The organism is Plantactinospora sp. KBS50, from assembly GCF_002285795.1.
Classification (GTDB): domain Bacteria; phylum Actinomycetota; class Actinomycetes; order Mycobacteriales; family Micromonosporaceae; genus KBS50.
Genome location: NZ_CP022961.1, coordinates 1,466,373 through 1,483,435 on the forward strand (window position 1 = coordinate 1,466,373; position 17,063 = coordinate 1,483,435).

Consider the following 17,063-nt stretch of genomic DNA (forward strand, 5'->3'; position numbering starts at 1 on the left):
TCGGCTACGGGATGGGGCGCTTATTGACACGTCCTGCGCCCCCACTTACGGTGGCTCTCACTTACCCGGTTCAGTCAACGTTCCTCGATCTTGGGAGCGTTTCCAATGGTGCTCGGAGGATTGGCAAATGAGACGGTCTTTGCCCAGATGGCTGCGGGTGGCCGCGGTGGGGCTGGCGGCGACGACGATGGTCGCCGCGTGCAGTGGTAAGAGCACGAGCAACTCCGGCGGCGGCGACGAGCAGGTCACCCTCAAGATCGCCTTCTGGGGTGACTTCGGTCTGACGGACCTCAAGGCCAAGTACGAGGCCGCGCACCCGAACGTCAAGATCGACCTGAACACCGGCGAGTACAACGCCCAGCACGAGGACCTGCAGAAGAAGCTCATCGCCGGCTCCGGCGCGCCGGACATCGCCGCCATCGACGAGGGCTTCATCGTGCAGTTCCGCTCGCAGGCGGACAAGTTCGTCAACCTGCTCGACAAGGGCGCCGGCTCGTACGAGAGCAAGTACCTGCCGTGGAAGTGGAAGAACTCGATGTCGCCGGACGGCAAGGCCCAGATCGGTCTCGGCACCGACGTGGGCGGCCTGGCGATGTGCTACCGCAGTGACCTGTTCAAGGAGGCGGGCCTGCCCACCGACCGCGACCAGGTCTCCGCGCTCTGGCCCACCTGGGACAAGTTCATCGAGGTCGGCCAGCAGTACACCGCCAAGACCAACAAGAAGTTCATCGACGCCGCGTCGAACATGTTCAACCCGATCCTCACCCAGCAGCCGGTCGGCTTCTACGACGAGAGCGAGCAGCTGCAGATGGACGGCGGCCCGAAGGTCGCCTTCGACTACAGCGTCAAGGCCGTCGAGGCCGGCCTCTCGGCCAACCTGGCCAGCTTCCAGGCCGACTGGGACAAGGGCTTCCTCGGCAACAAGTTCGCGGTGCTGGCCTGCCCGGCGTGGATGCTCGGCCACATCAAGGACACCGCTCCCTCCACCGAGGGCAAGTGGGACATCGCCGCGGTTCCCGGTGGCGGTGGCAACTGGGGCGGCTCCTGGCTGACCATCCCCAAGCAGGGCAAGAACGTCGACGAGGCGTACAAGCTGCTGGAGTGGCTGGTCCAGCCGGAGCAGCAGATCGAGATCTTCAAGACGGTCGGCAACCTGCCGTCGCAGCCGGCGCTCTACACCGACCCGGCGATCACCGACTTCAAGAACCCGTTCTTCAGCGACGCCCCGGTCGGCCAGATCTTCCCGAAGATGGCGGAGGGTCTCCAGCCGCAGTACCTGGGCAAGAAGGCCGGCCCGACCCGGGTCGCCGTGGAGAACGTGCTGACGCGGGTGCAGAACGGCTCGCTGAAGCCGGACGCCGCCTGGGCGGAGGCCGTCAAGGAGGCACAGAAGGCGGCCAACAGCTGACGCCGCGACACCGGGACCGGACCGTGGAGCCCCAACCGACTCCGCGCAACGGTACCGCCGGATGACGGCCGGGACCGGATCGCCAGCATGGCGGTCCGGTCCCGGCCCGCAGCCGCGAAGTCCCCGACCGTTCCGGCCATCGTTCTGGAGAATCCCATGTCCACCACCCGAACCCAGCCGGCCCAGGCCGGCGGTCCCGCGGCCGGTCGACCCGGCGGCGGGCCGCCAGCGCCCGGCCGTGCACCCGTCCCGCGGCGGTCGAACCTGCGTAACCGGCTGCTCCGTTTCGACATGCGGTACATGCCGTACGTCATGATCGCCCCGTTCTTCCTGCTGTTCGCGGCGTTCGGGGTGTTCCCGCTGATCTTCAACGCGGTCGTCGCGTTCCGGCACTGGCGGCTGGACGATCCCGACCTGACCGGCTGGGCCGGCATGGAGAACTTCAGCCGGCTGATCGCCGACGAGGACTTCTGGAACGCGCTCTACAACACGCTGGGCATCTTCGTGCTGTCCACCGTGCCGCAGCTGCTGATCGCGCTGGTCGTGGCCGCCCTGCTGAACCGCCACCTGCGCGGCAAGACCTGGTGGCGGGTCGGCATCCTGCTGCCGTACGTCACGCCGCTGACCGCCTCGACCATGGTGTTCAGCACGATCGTGTCCCGCGACTACGGGGTGGCCAACTGGGTGCTCGGGCTGCTCGGCATCGGCGGCGGCGACAATCCGATCGACTGGCGGGCCGACAAGCTGCACTCCTGGATCGCCATCGCCACGATGGTCAACTGGAAGTGGATCGGCTACAACGCCCTGCTCTACCTGGCCGCGATGCAGTCCATCCCGCGCGACGTGTACGAGGCGTCCGCCATCGACGGGGCCGGGCCGAACCGGCAGCTCTGGCAGATCACCGTCCCGATGATCCGGCCGGTGCTGCTGTTCACCATCGTGGTGTCCACGATCGGCGGGCTGCAACTGTTCACCGAGCCGATGCTGTTCGACCTGAACTCGCAGAGCGCCACCGGCGGGCCGGCCGGTGAATGGCAGACCATCGCCCAGCTGATCTACAAGGTGGGCTGGAAGGACCTCAACCTGGGCTACGCGGCCGCCATGGCCATGGCGTTGTTCGTCATCGTCGTCGTGGTCACCGGCATCAACACCCTGCTGACCAACCGCATTGGAGGGGGACGACGGTGACCGCCGCCAGCACCACCACGCACCAGGCCCGACACAGCGCACCGCCGGCCGGGCCGCCGCGCGGCCGCCGCCGCGCCGCGCTGATGGGTCGGGCGCCGCAGGACACCAGGGGCAGCGTCTGGACGTACCTGCTGCTCTCCCTGATCGTGCTGTTTTCGGCGTTCCCGCTCTACTGGATGTTCGTGATCGCCACCAGCACCGACGAGGCGTTGGCGAAGCTGCCCCCGGCGGTCGTGCCGGGCAACCAGTTCTTCATCAACCTGAACGAAGTCTTCACCATGCAGGACGTCTACTTCGCGGCGTCGCTGATCAACAGCGCCATCGTGTCGTCCGTGGTGACCTTCTCGGTGCTGTTCTTCTGCTCGCTGGCCGGGTTCGCGTTCGCCAAGCTGCGCTTCCCGGGCAGCAACGCGCTGATGATGGTCGTGGTGCTCACCCTCACCGTGCCGCAGCAGCTCGGCATCGTCGCCCTCTACATCGTGATGGGCAAGCTCGGCTGGAACGGCACGCTGCTCGCGGTGATCGCGCCCGGTCTGGTCACCGCGTTCGGGGTGTTCTACATGCGGCAGTTCGTCGTGGGCGCGGTGCCGGACGAGCTGATCGAGTCGGGCCGGATGGACGGCGCCACCACCATGCGGATGTACTGGAGCCTGGTGCTGCCGGCGATCCGGCCGGCGCTGGCCGTGCTCGGGCTGCTCACCTTCGTGATGACCTGGAACGACTTCCAGTGGCCGCTGATCACGCTGAACGGCTCGGACTATCCGACCTCGATGGTGGCCATATCCGACCTGGCCAGCGGCAACTACGTCATCTACCGCCGGGTGCTGGCCGGCGCGTTCGTGGCCACGGTGCCGCTGCTGGTCCTGCTCGGCATCGGCGGTCGGCAGATCGTCCGCGGCATCATGGAAGGCGCGGTGAAGGCGTGACCGTGGACCCGAGCGGCGTGCCTGGTTCACCGCCGGGTCCGGTCGGGCCGTCGTACGGCGATCCGTCGCCGTACGACGGCCGCCCGTCCGCCGGCCCGCCGCCGCGGTACGGCCGGCCGCTGCACGACGGGTGGACCCTGCGCGCGGAGCCGGGGCCGCACGTTCCGGCCGGTATCGCCGGGGTGGTGGTGCCGGCCACCGTGCCCGGGTGTGTGCACACCGACCTGCTGGCCGCCGGCCTGATCCCGGACCCGTACCTGGACGGCAACGAGACGGCGCTGTCCTGGATCGGGCGCACGGACTGGACGTACGAGACCCGCTTCGAGCACGCCGGCGTCGCGACCGAGCGTGTCGAGCTGGTCTGCGCCGGGCTGGACACCGTCGCCACGGTGCTGCTCAACGACGTCCAGGTCGGCCGCACCGCGAACATGCACCGCGGGTGGCGGTTCGACGTCCGGTCGGCGCTGCGGACCGGCCAGAACGTGCTGCGGGTGCGCTTCGATTCGGCGTACCGGTATGCCGAGCAGCAGCGGGACCGGCTCGGCGACCGGCCGAACGCGTACCCGGAACCGTTCAACTTCATCCGCAAGATGGCGTGCAACTTCGGCTGGGACTGGGGTCCCAACCTGGTCACCGCCGGGATCTGGCAGCCGATCTCGCTGCACGGGTGGAACACCGCCCGGCTGGCCGAGGTCCGGCCGCTGGTCACGGTGGACCGGGGCCAGGGCCGGGTGGCGGTGCACGTCCGGCTGGACCGGGCCGCCGACGAGCCGGTCCGGGTGGTGGCGGCACTGGCCGGCGCGCCGGCTCCGGCGGGCGGCACCGGCGTTGAGCCCGACACCGACACCGACACCGACACCGACGCCGACACCGCGGCCGGCGCGAGCGCCGCGGCCGGCACCAGCGTCGGCGTGCTCATTCCGGCCGGGGAGCGTACGGCCGTGCTGGATCTCGCGGTGGCCGACCCCGAGCTGTGGTGGCCGCGCGGGTACGGCGGGCAGCCGCGCTACCCGCTCGCGGTCACCCTGCACGCCGCAGCCGGTGCCGAGCTGGACCGCACGGACCGGCTGATCGGATTCCGCTCGGTCCGGGTGGACACCACCCCCGACGCCCTCGGCACGCCGTTCACGCTGGTGGTCAACGACCGGCCGGTGTTCGTCAGGGGTGCCAACTGGATCCCCGACGACGCGTTCCCGACCCGGGTCACCCGCCAGCGGTACGCCGACCGGTTCGACCAGGCCGTCGGGGCCAACCTCAACCTGCTGCGGGTCTGGGGCGGCGGCCGGTACGAGTCGGACGACTTCTACGACCTGGCCGACTCGCTCGGGCTGCTGGTGCAGCAGGACTTCCTGTTCGCCTGCGCGGCGTACCCGGAGGAGGATCCGTTCCCGGCGGAGGTGGCGGCCGAGGCGCGCGAGCACGTGGCGCGGCTGGCCGGGCACCCGAGCCTGGTGCTGTGGACCGGCTGCAACGAGAACATCTGGGGGTTCCACGACTGGGACTGGCAGGAGCCGCTGGCCGGCCGCACCTGGGGCGCCGGCTACTACCTGGACCTGCTGCCGAGCATCGTGGCCGAACTGGACCCGACGGTGCCGTACTGGCCGGGCAGCCCCTGGTCGGGCCGGGACGACGTGCACCCGAACGAGCCCGGGTACGGCACCATGCACATCTGGGACGTCTGGAACACCGACGACTACACCAAGTACCGCCAGTACGTGCCCCGGTTCGCCGCGGAGTTCGGCTGGCAGGCTCCGCCCGCGTACGCCACCCTGCGGCGGGCGCTCTCGGACGAGCCGCTGGCGCACGACTCGCCGGGGATGGCGCAGCACCAGAAGGCCATCGACGGCGACCGCAAGCTCCAGCGGGGGCTGGACGCGCACCTGCCGGCGCCGCGGGACTTCGACGACTGGCACTACCTGACCCAGGTGGTCCAGGCCCGTGCCCTGCAGACCGGCATCGAGCACCTGCGGGCGCACCGGCCGGTCTGCATGGGCAGCATCATGTGGCAGCTCAACGACTGCTGGCCGGTCACCTCGTGGTCGGCGGTGGACGGCGACGGGCGGCGCAAGCCGCTCTGGTACGCGCTGCGCCGTGCGTACGCCGACCGGCTGGTCACGGTGCAGCCGCACGAGGGCGGCCTGGTGGTGGTCGTGGTGAACGAGACGCCGGTGCCGTGGTCGGCCGAGTTGGCGTTGGCCCGGGTGACCCTGGACGGCGAACCGCGGGCCAAGGCGTCGCTGCCGGCCCGGGTGCCGGCGTACTCGGCGGTGGCCCTGCCGGTGCCGACCGACCTGGCCGCCCCCGAGAACGCCCGCGGCGAGCTGCTGCTCGCCGAACTGGACGGCGACGCGGACATGGTCGCCGCTGCCGGGCCGGCGGACCGCGACGCCGGGCCGGCGGACGACAATGCGGGGCCGGCGGGCGACGGCGCCGGGACGGCGGACGGCGGCGCGGGGCTCCCGGGCCGGGCGCTGTGGTTCTTCGCCGAGGACCGGGAGCTGGACTGGGTGGCCGCCGACTACACCGCCGAGGTGGATCCGGTGCCCGGCGGCTACCGGGTCCGGGTGAACGCCCGCACGCTGCTGCGCGACCTCACCCTGTATCCGGACCGGCTCGATCCGGCGGCCAGCGTGGACGAGGCGCTGTGCACCCTGCTGCCGGGCGAGACCGCCACGTTCACCGTGCGCAGCACGGCGACGTTGGACCCGGCCGCCCTGGTGACCCGGCCGGTGCTGCGCTGCGTCAACGACATCGGCTGAGGGCGGAGCCCCGTCCCGGTCCCGGCACCGGACCGGGACGGGGCTCGTTCCCGGCCGCCGCGCCGGCGCCAGTCAGGCGGACGAGCCGGCCGCGGCCCGGGCGGACAGCGGGGCCGGCCGGTCGGCGTACCGGAGCGCGGTGGCGGTGCCGGCGGCGGACGCCGGCAGCAGCGGCGGCCGTACCGCCGGGGTCGCGATGCGACCCTGCGCGTGCAGCACGGCCTTGACCACCGCGGGGTTGGGCTCGGCGAACAGCGCCGCGGACAGCGGCGCGAGCCGGTGACCCAGGGCGCGGCCCCGGGCGGCGTCGCCCGCCCGCCACGCCCGCACCAGGGCCGCGAACTCCGCCGTGGCCACGTGCGCCGAGGCCAGGATCCCGCCGTGCCCGCCGAGGGCGAGCAGCGCGGAGACGAACACGTCGTCGCCGGCCAGGACGGCAAAGCCCGGGGGTACGTCGGCCAGCAGCGCGACGGTGTCCGCGTCGATGCCGCCCACCGACAGCTTCACGCCGCAGACGTTGGGCGTTGCGGCCAGTTGGCGCAACGCGCGTTCGGAGAGCGGTTGCCCGGTGCGGTACGGCACGTGGTAGACGAGCACCGGCACCGGGCTGGCGGCGGCGAGGCGGCCGAGATGTGCCACGGCCGCCGCCTCGCCGGGTCGGACGAACGGCGGCACCAGGGTGAGCGCGCCGGTCACGGCGGACCACCGGGACAGGTCGCCGAGCGCCGCCTCGGTGTTCGCGCCGACGATCAGCTCCGCGGCCCGCTCGCGGCACACCCGCGCCACGACGTCGAGCACCAGCGCGCGCTCGGCGTCGGTGAGCGTGGCCGGCTCGGCGGTGGTGCCGAGCGCGACCAGTCCGGTGGCCCCGTCCGCGAGGACCTGCCGGGCCAGCGCGTCGAGCGCGCCGGGGTCGACCCGTCCGGCATCGTCGAACGGCGTGATCAGGGGTACGTACAGGCCGCCTGCTGTCATGGGGATCAGCCTTGCCGATCGTGGAGCATCAGGTCCAGTTCAGTTTTCTGCACAGATACGTAAGCTGAACTGATGCTTGACGTTCGCCGCCTGCGCCTGCTGCGGGACCTCGCCCGGCTCGGCACGATCGCGGCGGTCGCCCAGGCCCACGCCTACACGCCGTCCGCGGTGTCCCAGCAGTTGACCGTCCTGGAACGCGAGGCGGGGGTGCCGCTGCTGACCCGCACCGGTCGCCGGGTCGCGTTGACCGCCGCCGCCACGGCCCTGGTCCGGCACGCCGACGAGGTGCTGGCGGCGCTCGAACGCGCGGACGCGGCGCTGGCCGCCGCCCGCACCGCGGTGTCCGGGGTACTGCGGGTGGGCGCCTATCCGAGCGCGGCCCGCACGCTGCTCCCGGCGGCGCTCGTGGCGCTGGCCCGGGACCATCCCGCGCTCGATCTGGAGGTGACCGAACTCGACCCGGTGGCCGTGCCGGACGCGTTGCGGGAGCGCCGGCTGGATCTGGCGCTCGTGCACGACTACGACGTGGTGCCGGCCGAGCCGGACCGGACCCTGGACGTGGAACCGCTGCTGGCCGAGACCGTGTACCTCGCCGTGCCCGGCGACGACCGGTCGGCCCCGCCCGTGCCGCCCGGCCGATCCGTGCCGCCCGGCCGATCCGTGCCGCCCGGCGGATCCGCGCCGCAGGCCGATCCGCTGGCCGCGACCCGGGATGCCGGCTGGATCGTCGGCACGGCCGGCACCCTCTGCCACACCGTCGCGCTGCACGCCTGCCGGGCCGCCGGCTTCGGGCCGCGGATCCGGCACCACGCGGACGACTTCGGCACGGTGCTGGCGCTGGTGGCCGCGGGGCAGGGGGTGTCGCTGGTGCCGCGGCTCGCCGCCGGGCAGCCGCCGGCCGGTGTCCGGCTGATCCCGCTGGCGCTTCGCCGCCGCACCTGGATGGCGTACCGCCGGGGTGGCGCGGCGCATCCGGCGGTGGCGGCCGGTGCGGCGGCGATCCGCTCGGCGGCCGAGCCGTACCGGATCGACGGGTAGCCCGGCCGCCCGGTTCCGGGCCGCGGGTCCCGGCGGGAATGCCGGCCCTTTGAATTGCAGAATTCTTCAAGTGCTAAAGTCGCACGGCCGACCCCGCAGAGGAGTTCTCGTGTCCGTGCCGCTCTACCAGGCGAAGGCGGAGCTGTTCCGCACCCTCGGCCATCCGGTGCGGATCCGCGTACTGGAACTGCTCCAGGATGGCCCGAAGCCGGTCCGGGACCTGCTCGCGGCCATCGACGTGGAGGCGCCGAACCTGTCCCAGCAGCTCGCCGTGCTGCGCCGGGCCGGGATGGTCAGCTCGCACCGCGAGGGACCGCTCACCGTGTACGCGCTCAGCACCCCGGACGTCGCCGACCTGCTGGCGGCCGGCCGGCGCATCCTCGGCGCGGTGCTCACCGATCGGGACGCCCTGCTCGACGAGCTGCGCGCCGAGGCGAACCGGTGAGCGCAGCCGTGCTGGGCCGGCTGGCCGGCCTGCTGCCCGACGCCGGCGACTGGACGGCGGTGCGCCGGTCGCCCCGCCGGGACCTGCTGGCCGGGCTGACCGTGGCGGTGGTGGCGCTGCCGCTGGCCCTGGCGTTCGGCGTCACCTCCGGGCTGGGCGCGCAGGCCGGCCTGATCACCGCGGTGGTGGCCGGGGCCGTGGCGGCGGTGTTCGGCGGCTCCAACCTCCAGGTCTCCGGCCCGACCGGGGCGATGACCGTGGTGCTCGTGCCGGTGGTGCACCGCTTCGGCCCGACCGGCGTGCTCGCCGTCGGCGTGCTGGCCGGGCTGGTGCTGATCGTGCTGGCGGTGGCCCGGCTCGGCCGCTACGTGCAGTACCTGCCGACGCCGGTGATCGAGGGCTTCACCGCCGGCATCGCGGTGGTGATCGCGCTGCAACAGGTGCCGGCCGCGCTGGGCGTGGTCGACGCGCACGGCGAGAAGGTCTGGGCGGTGGCCGCCGACGCGGTCGTCCGGTTCGCGGCGCACCCCCGGCCGGCGGCCGTGCTCGTGGCGGCGTCGGTCGCGGCGCTCATGCTGATCGGCGCGCGGTGGCGGCCGGCCCTGCCGTTCTCGCTGCTCGGGGTCGGTGCCGCGACCGTGCTGGCCGAGCTGGTGCCGGTCGACCTGGCCCGGATCGGCACGCTGCCGCAGGGGCTGCCGGCGCCGTCCCTCGACTTCTTCGACCCGGGCGCGGTCGGAGCGCTGCTGCCGTCCGCGCTCGCGGTGGCCGCGCTCGCGGCGCTGGAGAGCCTGCTCTCGGCCACCGTGGCCGACGGGATGACGGTGGGCGAGCGGCACGACCCGGACCGGGAGCTGTTCGGGCAGGGCCTGGCGAACCTGGCCGCGCCGGTCTTCGGCGGCATCCCGGCCACCGCGGCGATCGCCCGGACGGCGGTGAACGTCCGGGCCGGCGCGGCCTCGAAGCTGGCCGCCCTGACCCACGCGGTCGCGCTCGCGGTGATCGTGCTGGCCGCGGCGCCGCTGGTCGGGCGGATCCCGCTGGCCGCGCTGGCCGGGGTGCTGCTGGCCACCACGGTCCGGATGGTGGAGGTCGCCTCGCTGCGCGCCCTCGTCCGGGCCACCCGCGCCGACGCGGTGGTGCTGGTGCTCACGTTCGCGGTCACGGTGATCTGGGACCTGGTGACCGCGGTGGCCGTGGGCATCGCGGTCGCCGTCGTCCTCGCGCTGCGGGCGGTGGCCCGCAGCGCCAAGCTGGAACAGGTGCCGCTGGAGGCCGGGGACCACAGCGCCGAGGAGCACGCCCTGCTGGCCGAGCACATCGTGGCGTACCGCCTCGACGGGCCGCTGTTCTTCGCCGCCGCCCACCGTTTCCTGCTGGAACTCTCCGAGGTGGCCGACGTCCGGGTGGTGATCCTGCGGATGTCCCGGGTCTCCACCATGGACGCCACCGGCGCCCGGGTGCTCGGCGACGCCATCGACAGGCTGCGCGGACGGGGCATCACCGTGCTGCTCTCCGGCATCACCGCCGACCACCACCAGGTGCTCGACGCGCTGGGCGTCGCCGAGGAACTGCGCCGCGCCGGGCTGGTCTTCCCGGACACCCCGGCCGCGATCCGCTACGCCCGGTCGCTCGCCCTGGCCGCACCGGCGGACGGGGCGGGCGCGGCGCAGGCCGACCAGCACCTGTGAAACACGCCCTAGTCGGGCACCCGCCGGTAGGCGCCGTCGCTGGCCGAGGTGGCCATCGAGGCGTACGCGCGCAGCGCCGCGGAGACCGGGCGTTCCCGGTCGGTCGGCGTGTACGGCCGGTCGCGCTTCTCCTCGGCGATCCGGCGGGCCGCGAGCACCTCGTCCGGGACGTTGAGTACGACCGACCGGCCCGGAATGTCGATGACGATCTCGTCACCCTCGGCCACCAGCGCGATGAGCCCGCCGCCGGCCGCCTCGGGGGAGACGTGCCCGATGGACAGCCCGGAGGTGCCGCCGGAGAACCGGCCGTCGGTCAGCAGCGCACAGGACCGGCCGAGGCCGCGCCCCTTGAGGAACGAGGTGGGGTAGAGCATCTCCTGCATCCCCGGCCCGCCCTTGGGGCCTTCGTACCGGATCAGCACGACGTCGCCGGCCACCACCCGCCGGGCGAGGATCGCCTCGACGGCCGCCTCCTGGGACTCGAACACCCGGGCCGGCCCGCGGAACGTCAGGCACTCCTCGGGCACCCCGGCGGTCTTCACCACGCAGCCGTCCGGGGCCAGGTTGCCACGCAGGATCGCCAGCCCGCCGTCGGCGGAGTACGCGTGGGCGAGGTCCCGGATGCAGCCGTCGGCCGGATCGGTGTCCAGCGCGTCCCAGCGGTTGGTGGTGGAGAACGGCTCGGTCGTGCGCACCCCGCCCGGCGCCGCCGCGAACAGTTCGTTCGCCGCCGCGGTGGCCCGGCCGCCCCGGATGTCCCAGTCGGCGAGCCAGGCGTCCAGCGAGTCGGCGTGCACCGCGTGCACGTCGCGGCGCAGCAGTCCGGCGCGGTCCAACTCGCCGAGGATGGCGGGGATGCCGCCGGCCCGGTGCACGTCCTCCATGTGGTACTTCGGCGAGTTCGGCGCGACCTTGGCCAGGCAGGGCACCCGGCGGGAGATCTCGTCGATGTCGACCACCCCGAAGTCGAGTTCCGCCTCGCGGGCCGCGGCCAACAGGTGCAGCACGGTGTTGGTGGAGCCGCCCATCGCCACGTCCAGCGCGATGGCGTTCTCGAAGGCGGCCCGGGAGGCGATCGAGCGGGGCAGCACCGAGGCGTCGTCCCCGTCGTACCAGCGACGGGCCAGCGCCACGGCGGTCCGGCCGGCCTCGACGAACAGCGACCGGCGCGCGGCGTGGGTGGCCAGCGTCGAACCGTTGCCGGGCAGGGCCAGGCCGATCGCCTCGGTCAGGCAGTTCATCGAGTTCGCGGTGAACATGCCCGAACAGGATCCGCAGGTCGGGCACGCGGAGCGTTCGATCTCCCCGAGTTGGCCGTCGCCGACCGCGTCGTCCGAGGAGGCGATCATCGCGTCGATCAGGTCGAGCTTGCGGCCGGTGGTGGTGGAGACCACCCCGTCGACCACGGCCAGCCCGTCGACCTTGCCGGCCTCCATCGGGCCACCGGAGACGAACACGGCGGGGATGTTCAGCCGCAGCGCCGCCAGCAGCATGCCGGGGGTGATCTTGTCGCAGTTGGAGATGCACACCAGGACGTCCGCGCAGTGCGCGTTGACCATGTACTCCACCGCGTCGGCGATCAACTCGCGGCTGGGCAGCGAGTAGAGCATGCCGCCGTGGCCCATCGCGATGCCGTCGTCCACCGCGATCGTGTTGAACTCCCGGCCCACCCCGCCGGCCTCGGCGACCGCCTCCGCCACCAGGCCACCGAGGTCCTTGAGGTGGACGTGTCCCGGTACGAACTGGGTGTAGCTGTTGGCGATGGCGACGATCGGCTTGCCGAAGTCGCTGTCGGTCATCCCGGTGGCACGCCACAGCGCCCGGGCGCCGGCCATCGTCCGTCCGTGCGTGGAGGTCCTCGACCGCAGGTCAGGCATACCACCCAGTCTGGCACCGGCGTGGTCACGGTGCGACCACCCGGGTGCCGACCCGCCCACCACGCGGGATGGCGGGGCCGCCCGGCGGGACGGCTCCGATGGATACGACCCGGGAACAACGCGCGTGCCCGGTTTCCGTGCGTGGCACCGATCCGGCAGAGTTGGGTTGTGCACCCACTTCCGGTCGTGGTGACCATCGCCGTCGGTGGCGGGTCGGTCGCCACGATCGCCACCGTCCTGCTGTTCCGGGCGGCGCGGCGGGCGGTTCCGGTCGGCCCGGCGCCGGCCGGCCCGCACCCGCTTGAGCATCCGGGTGCGGTCGCCGCCTGCCGCTGGCTGGCCGCCGGTGCCGCGGTCACCACCCTCACCACGGTGGCCGGGCTGGGCGTGCTGGCCGGGCTGGGCGCGGACTGGTCGGATCACCACCGGGAGCGGGCGCTGCTGGCCTCCGTGGTGGCGATCGGCTGCACGGTCGGCGGCGCGGTGCTGTGGGCCGGGCTGCTGCGGTTTCCGCACCTGATCCGCGGCGCCGCGGTCGCCACCCGGCTGGCGCTGGACGGCGTCATCGTGGCGGCCGCGCTGTGGTTCGTCGGCTGGGTGCTGCTCAGCCGGCCGACCCGGCTGCTCGGCGCCGCCACCCCGGTGCCCGGCCCGGCCATCCTGGTGGCCACGATCACCACGGCCGGCGGGGCCGGCCTGGCGGCCATGGTGATCCTGCGGGCCGGCCGGCCGCGGACCCGGTCCGTGCTGGCCGGCGTCGGCGTCACCCTCACGGCCCTGGCCGGCCTGCTGCTGTCCGCGGGCATCGGCCAGTCCGGCCCGGTCGCCACGGCGGTCGGCGCCGTGCTCGCGCCGGGCGGGCTGCTGCTGCTGGCGCTGGCCGCCCGCACCACCGAGGTGCTGGACGAGACCGGCGTGGACGTGATGCTGCGCGGCACCGGGTACGCGTTCCTGCCGATGATCGGGCTCAGCCTGGCGGCCTGTTACCACGAGGCGGTCGGCGGCACCTTCTCCGGAGCGGTGGTGGCGGCCGGGGTGGTCGAGGGGTTCGCCCTGGTCTCCCGGCACTCGCTGGCGCTGCGCCAGGTGCGCGGCTACGCCAACCGGCTCGTCGAGCGCGAGGCGCACTTCCGGGAGTTGGCGCACACCGACCCGCTCACCGGGCTGGCGAACCGGCGCGGGCTGCTGCGCGCGCTGCACGAGGAGCTTTCGCCCGCGCCGGTGGTGCTGCTCGGACTCGACCTGGACGGGTTCAAGGTCGTCAACGACATGCGCGGTCACGACGTCGGCGACGCCGTGCTCGTCGAGGTGGGGCAGCGGCTGCGCCGCACCCTCGGGCCGGGGCACGTGCCGGCCCGGCTGGGCGGGGACGAGTTCGCGGTGCTGCTGCGCGGCGATCCGGCCGGGGCGCAGCGGATGGCCGAACGGCTGCTGCTGGCGCTCGGCGGGGCGTACCAGAGCGCGGAGGGGCCGGTCTACCTGTCGGTGAGCATCGGCGTGGCCGTCCGGTCCGGCTCCGGCGCGGTGGAGGACCTGCTCCGGCACGCCGACCTGGCGCTGCGCTACGCCAAGCAGCGCGGCAAGAACCGGGTCGAGCGGTACGACGCCGGCCACGAGGACCGGCTGCGCCGGCGTACCACGCTGGAGCACGAACTGCGCGGCGCGATCGGCCGGGACGAGCTGTGGCTGGCCTTCCAGCCGGTGGTGGCGGTGCCCTCGGTGCGCCCGGTGGGTGCCGAGGCGCTGCTGCGGTGGGAGCACCCCACCCTCGGGTCGGTCCGGCCGGACGAGTTCATCCCGCTGGCCGAGGAGTGCGGGATGATCGCCGACCTGGGGGCGTGGGTGCTGCACCGGGCCTGCCACCAGCTCTCCGTGTGGCTGGCCGACGGGCACGACGTCTGGGTGTCGGTGAACGTCTCGCCGCGGGAGCTGCACCGGCCCGAGTACGTCCGGCAGGTCACCGAGGCGCTGCGGATGCACCGGGTGCCGGCGCAGCGGCTGGTGCTGGAGGTGACCGAGCACGCCGTCGCCACCGACCTGGACGAGCTGATCGACCGGCTCACCGCGCTGCGCGCGATCGGCGTACGGGTCGCGCTGGACGACTTCGGCGCCGGCTACTCCTCGCTGGGTCAGCTGCGCCGGTTGCCCATCGACATCCTGAAGATCGACCACAGCCTGGTCACCGATCCGGAGCCCGAGCCGAACGGCGCGATCCGCAGCGTGGCCGCGGTCGGGATGGTCGACATGGTGATGCGGCTCGGGCACCGGCTGGGCCTGGAGGTGATCGCCGAGGGGGTGACCACGCCGACCGAGCTGGCGGCGGTGGTGGCGGCCGGCTGCCGGTTCGGGCAGGGGCTGCTGTTCGGCTGGGGCGTGCCGGCGGAGCACCTGGCGGCCCAGTTGGAGGCGGCTTCGGCGCGTACCGGCGAGGGGCCGCGGGCGGACGGGGTCGCGGTGCCGCCCCGCTCGCCGGTGGACGAGGTGATCGTGGCGTCGGCGCAGGGGGTCACCGTGGTCCCGGTGTCACCGGTAGGGGTGCCGCAGGCGGGGCCGCCGGAGAGCCCCACCGGGGCGCCGGTCGCGCCGGTCGCCGCCGCTCCGGCCCTGGCCGGGGGCGGTGAGGACGGTCCGGTCCGGCCGTCGCAGCGCGGCGCCGGGTCCACCGGAGCGACGCGTTCTGTCCAAGATGTGGGAGCAGTTGACTCAGGGCGTGAGATGCGTCAGGCTTGACCCCATGTCGTCGACCCGGTCGGTCCGAGTACTTATTTGAGCGCACTCTCGTGTGACGAGAGTGCGCTGGCCCCGTGCATCACGCACGAGGGCTTTTTTGTTGCCCGGCCCCAGACCCGAGACCCGCACCCAAAGGCTGACACCGCCATGACGCGACCCACACCAGAGACCATCGCCCAGCGAGCCCACGCCGCCCAGCCGGTGCCGGCCGTCGCCTCGCCCGCCACCGTGGCGGCGGCCGCGGCGGTACGCACCACATCCCCGGTCCAGCTCTCCGGCGCCGGCACGCTCGTCCGGTCGCTGGAGGCGCTCGGCGTGGACGTGGTCTTCGGCATTCCCGGCGGCGCGATCCTGCCGGCGTACGACCCGCTCTACGACTCCGCCGTGCGGCACATCCTGGTCCGGCACGAGCAGGGCGCCGGGCACGCCGCCACCGGCTACGCGCAGGCCACCGGGAAGGTGGGCGTCTGCATCGCCACCTCCGGCCCGGGCGCGACCAACCTGGTCACCCCGATCGCCGACGCGTACATGGACTCGGTGCCGCTGGTGGCGATCACCGGGCAGGTGGCCCGGCCGCTGATCGGCTCGGACGCCTTCCAGGAGGCGGACATCCAGGGCATCACGCTGCCGATCACCAAGCACAACTTCCTGGTCCAGACCGCCGAGGAGCTTCCGCGGATCCTGGCCGAGGCGTTCCACCTGGCCTCGACCGGCCGGCCGGGGCCGGTGCTGGTGGACGTCCCCAAGGACGTGCTCCAGGCGCAGACGACCTTCCGCTGGCCGCCCACGCTCGACCTGCCCGGCTACCGGCCGACGCTGCACCCGCACGGCAAGCAGATCCGGGAGGCCGCCCGGCTGATGGCCGCCGCCCGCCGCCCGGTGCTGTACGTCGGCGGCGGGGTGCTCAAGGGGCGGGCCACCGAGGGCCTGCGCCGGCTGGCCGAGCTGACCGGGATCCCGGTGGTGACCACGCTGATGGCCCGGGGCGCGTTCCCGGACTCGCACCGGCAGCACCTGGGCATGCCCGGCATGCACGGCACGGTGGCCGCGGTGTACGCGCTGCAACGCACCGACCTGATCATCGCGCTCGGCACCCGGTTCGACGACCGGGTGACCGGCAAGCTGGACTCGTTCGCCCCGGGCGCCAAGGTGGTGCACGCCGACATCGACCCGGCGGAGATCGGCAAGAACCGGCACGCCGACGTGCCGATCGTGGGTGACGTGCGGCACGTGATCGACGAGCTGCTCACCGCGGTCGGCCAGGAGCGCTCCGGCGCGGTCGACCGGACCGAGTGGTGGGCGCAGCTGGACGATCTGCGTCGCCGCTACCCGCTGGGCTACGACGAGCCGGAGGACGGCACGCTCGCGCCGCAGCACGTGATCAAGCGGCTCGGCGAGATCGTCGGCCCGGACGCGGTGTACGTGGCCGGGGTCGGGCAGCACCAGATGTGGGCCAGCCAGTTCGTCTCGTACGAGAAGCCGCGCAGTTGGCTGAACTCCGGCGGCCTCGGCACCATGGGCTACGCCGTGCCGGCGGCCATGGGCGCCAAGGTGGGCCGGCCGGACGCGACCGTCTGGGCGATCGACGGGGACGGCTGCTTCCAGATGACCAATCAGGAGCTGGCGACCTGCGCCCTGGAGGGCATCCCGATCAAGGTCGCCGTGATCAACAACGGCAATCTGGGCATGGTGCGCCAGTGGCAGACGCTCTTCTACGACCAGCGGTACTCGAACACGGAACTGGGCACCCACAAGCACCGGATCCCGGACTTCGTGAAGCTGGCCGAGGCGCTCGGCTGCGTGGGTCTGCGCTGCGAGAACGCGGCCGACGTGGACCGGACGATCGAGGCCGCGATGGCCGTCAACGACGCCCCCGTGGTGGTCGACTTCGTGGTCGGCAAGGACGCCATGGTCTGGCCCATGGTGGCCGCCGGCACCAGCAACGACGAGATCATGTTCGCTCGGGACGTGCGGCCGAACTTCGACGAGGACGACGAGGTTCTCTCATGACCGAACGCACCGGGCG

General features: G+C 73.3%; 11 protein-coding genes. 9 read left to right on the top strand and 2 right to left on the bottom strand.

All coding sequences use genetic code 11. From position 1 onward, the window contains the following. Window positions 1-127 precede the first annotated feature (127 nt). The 4 genes from CIK06_RS06705 (at window position 128) to CIK06_RS06720 (ending at window position 6,281) form a co-directional block, all read left to right on the top strand. Window positions 128-1,408 (top strand): ABC transporter substrate-binding protein, encoded by a 1,281-nt coding sequence (locus CIK06_RS06705; RefSeq protein ID WP_095564084.1) that lies wholly within the window; start codon window positions 128-130, stop codon window positions 1,406-1,408. Between the two features lie 156 nt (window positions 1,409-1,564). Beyond that, window positions 1,565-2,596, top strand: a complete 1,032-nt coding sequence (locus CIK06_RS06710) for a carbohydrate ABC transporter permease (RefSeq protein WP_095564085.1) — start codon at window positions 1,565-1,567, stop codon at window positions 2,594-2,596. Between the two features lie 83 nt (window positions 2,597-2,679). Continuing rightward, complete coding sequence (locus tag CIK06_RS06715; RefSeq protein ID WP_095567626.1) at window positions 2,680-3,522, top strand: carbohydrate ABC transporter permease; 843 nt, start codon at window positions 2,680-2,682, stop codon at window positions 3,520-3,522. A gap of 119 nt (window positions 3,523-3,641) precedes the next feature. Further along, a complete protein-coding gene (locus tag CIK06_RS06720; RefSeq protein ID WP_095567627.1) occupies window positions 3,642-6,281 on the top strand; it encodes a glycoside hydrolase family 2 protein in 2,640 nt (879 codons plus the stop codon). A 72-nt stretch (window positions 6,282-6,353) separates the two neighbouring features. Here CIK06_RS06720 and CIK06_RS06725 read toward each other — a convergent pair whose 3' ends face one another. Continuing rightward, complete coding sequence (locus CIK06_RS06725; protein ID WP_095564086.1) at window positions 6,354-7,256, bottom strand: dihydrodipicolinate synthase family protein; 903 nt, start codon at window positions 7,254-7,256, stop codon at window positions 6,354-6,356. A gap of 72 nt (window positions 7,257-7,328) precedes the next feature. Between CIK06_RS06725 and CIK06_RS06730 the strand changes: the two genes are divergently transcribed. The 3 genes from CIK06_RS06730 (at window position 7,329) to CIK06_RS06740 (ending at window position 10,430) form a co-directional block, all read left to right on the top strand. Continuing rightward, window positions 7,329-8,294 (top strand): LysR family transcriptional regulator, encoded by a 966-nt coding sequence (locus tag CIK06_RS06730; protein ID WP_095564087.1) that lies wholly within the window; start codon window positions 7,329-7,331, stop codon window positions 8,292-8,294. Between the two features lie 109 nt (window positions 8,295-8,403). After that, the gene (locus CIK06_RS06735) at window positions 8,404-8,739 is read left to right on the top strand and encodes a helix-turn-helix transcriptional regulator (protein ID WP_095564088.1); all 336 of its coding nucleotides are present in this window, start codon (window positions 8,404-8,406) and stop codon (window positions 8,737-8,739) included. Further along, the gene (locus CIK06_RS06740; RefSeq protein ID WP_095564089.1) at window positions 8,736-10,430 is read left to right on the top strand and encodes a SulP family inorganic anion transporter; all 1,695 of its coding nucleotides are present in this window, start codon (window positions 8,736-8,738) and stop codon (window positions 10,428-10,430) included. The genes CIK06_RS06735 and CIK06_RS06740 overlap by 4 nt, the downstream gene beginning before the upstream one ends. Before the next feature lie 8 nt (window positions 10,431-10,438). On the opposite strand, the gene ilvD is transcribed toward CIK06_RS06740, so the two are convergent. Further along, complete coding sequence (gene ilvD, locus CIK06_RS06745) at window positions 10,439-12,307, bottom strand: dihydroxy-acid dehydratase (RefSeq protein WP_095564090.1); 1,869 nt, start codon at window positions 12,305-12,307, stop codon at window positions 10,439-10,441. Window positions 12,308-12,643: 336 nt separating this feature from the next. Here ilvD and CIK06_RS06750 point away from each other — a divergent pair, with 336 nt between their 5' ends. Both CIK06_RS06750 and CIK06_RS06755 read left to right on the top strand, forming a co-directional pair. Beyond that, window positions 12,644-15,037, top strand: a complete 2,394-nt coding sequence (locus CIK06_RS06750; protein ID WP_369916184.1) for a putative bifunctional diguanylate cyclase/phosphodiesterase — start codon at window positions 12,644-12,646, stop codon at window positions 15,035-15,037. Window positions 15,038-15,184: 147 nt separating this feature from the next. Continuing rightward, complete coding sequence (locus tag CIK06_RS06755; RefSeq protein WP_095564091.1) at window positions 15,185-17,047, top strand: acetolactate synthase large subunit; 1,863 nt, start codon at window positions 15,185-15,187, stop codon at window positions 17,045-17,047. Window positions 17,048-17,063: the final 16 nt, after the last annotated feature.

What these genes read in the sequence shown, in the direction of transcription:
- CIK06_RS06730 (WP_095564087.1), top strand. Translation starts at nt 7,329, where the DNA reads ATGCTTGACGTTCGCCGCCTGCGCCTGCTGCGGGACCTCGCCCGGCTC.
- CIK06_RS06715 (WP_095567626.1), top strand. Translation starts at nt 2,680, where the DNA reads ATGGGTCGGGCGCCGCAGGACACCAGGGGCAGCGTCTGGACGTACCTG.
- ilvD (WP_095564090.1), bottom strand. Translation starts at nt 12,307, where the DNA reads ATGCCTGACCTGCGGTCGAGGACCTCCACGCACGGACGGACGATGGCC.
- CIK06_RS06755 (WP_095564091.1), top strand. Translation starts at nt 15,185, where the DNA reads ATGACGCGACCCACACCAGAGACCATCGCCCAGCGAGCCCACGCCGCC.
- CIK06_RS06705 (WP_095564084.1), top strand. Translation starts at nt 128, where the DNA reads ATGAGACGGTCTTTGCCCAGATGGCTGCGGGTGGCCGCGGTGGGGCTG.
- CIK06_RS06725 (WP_095564086.1), bottom strand. Translation starts at nt 7,256, where the DNA reads ATGACAGCAGGCGGCCTGTACGTACCCCTGATCACGCCGTTCGACGAT.
- CIK06_RS06710 (WP_095564085.1), top strand. Translation starts at nt 1,565, where the DNA reads ATGTCCACCACCCGAACCCAGCCGGCCCAGGCCGGCGGTCCCGCGGCC.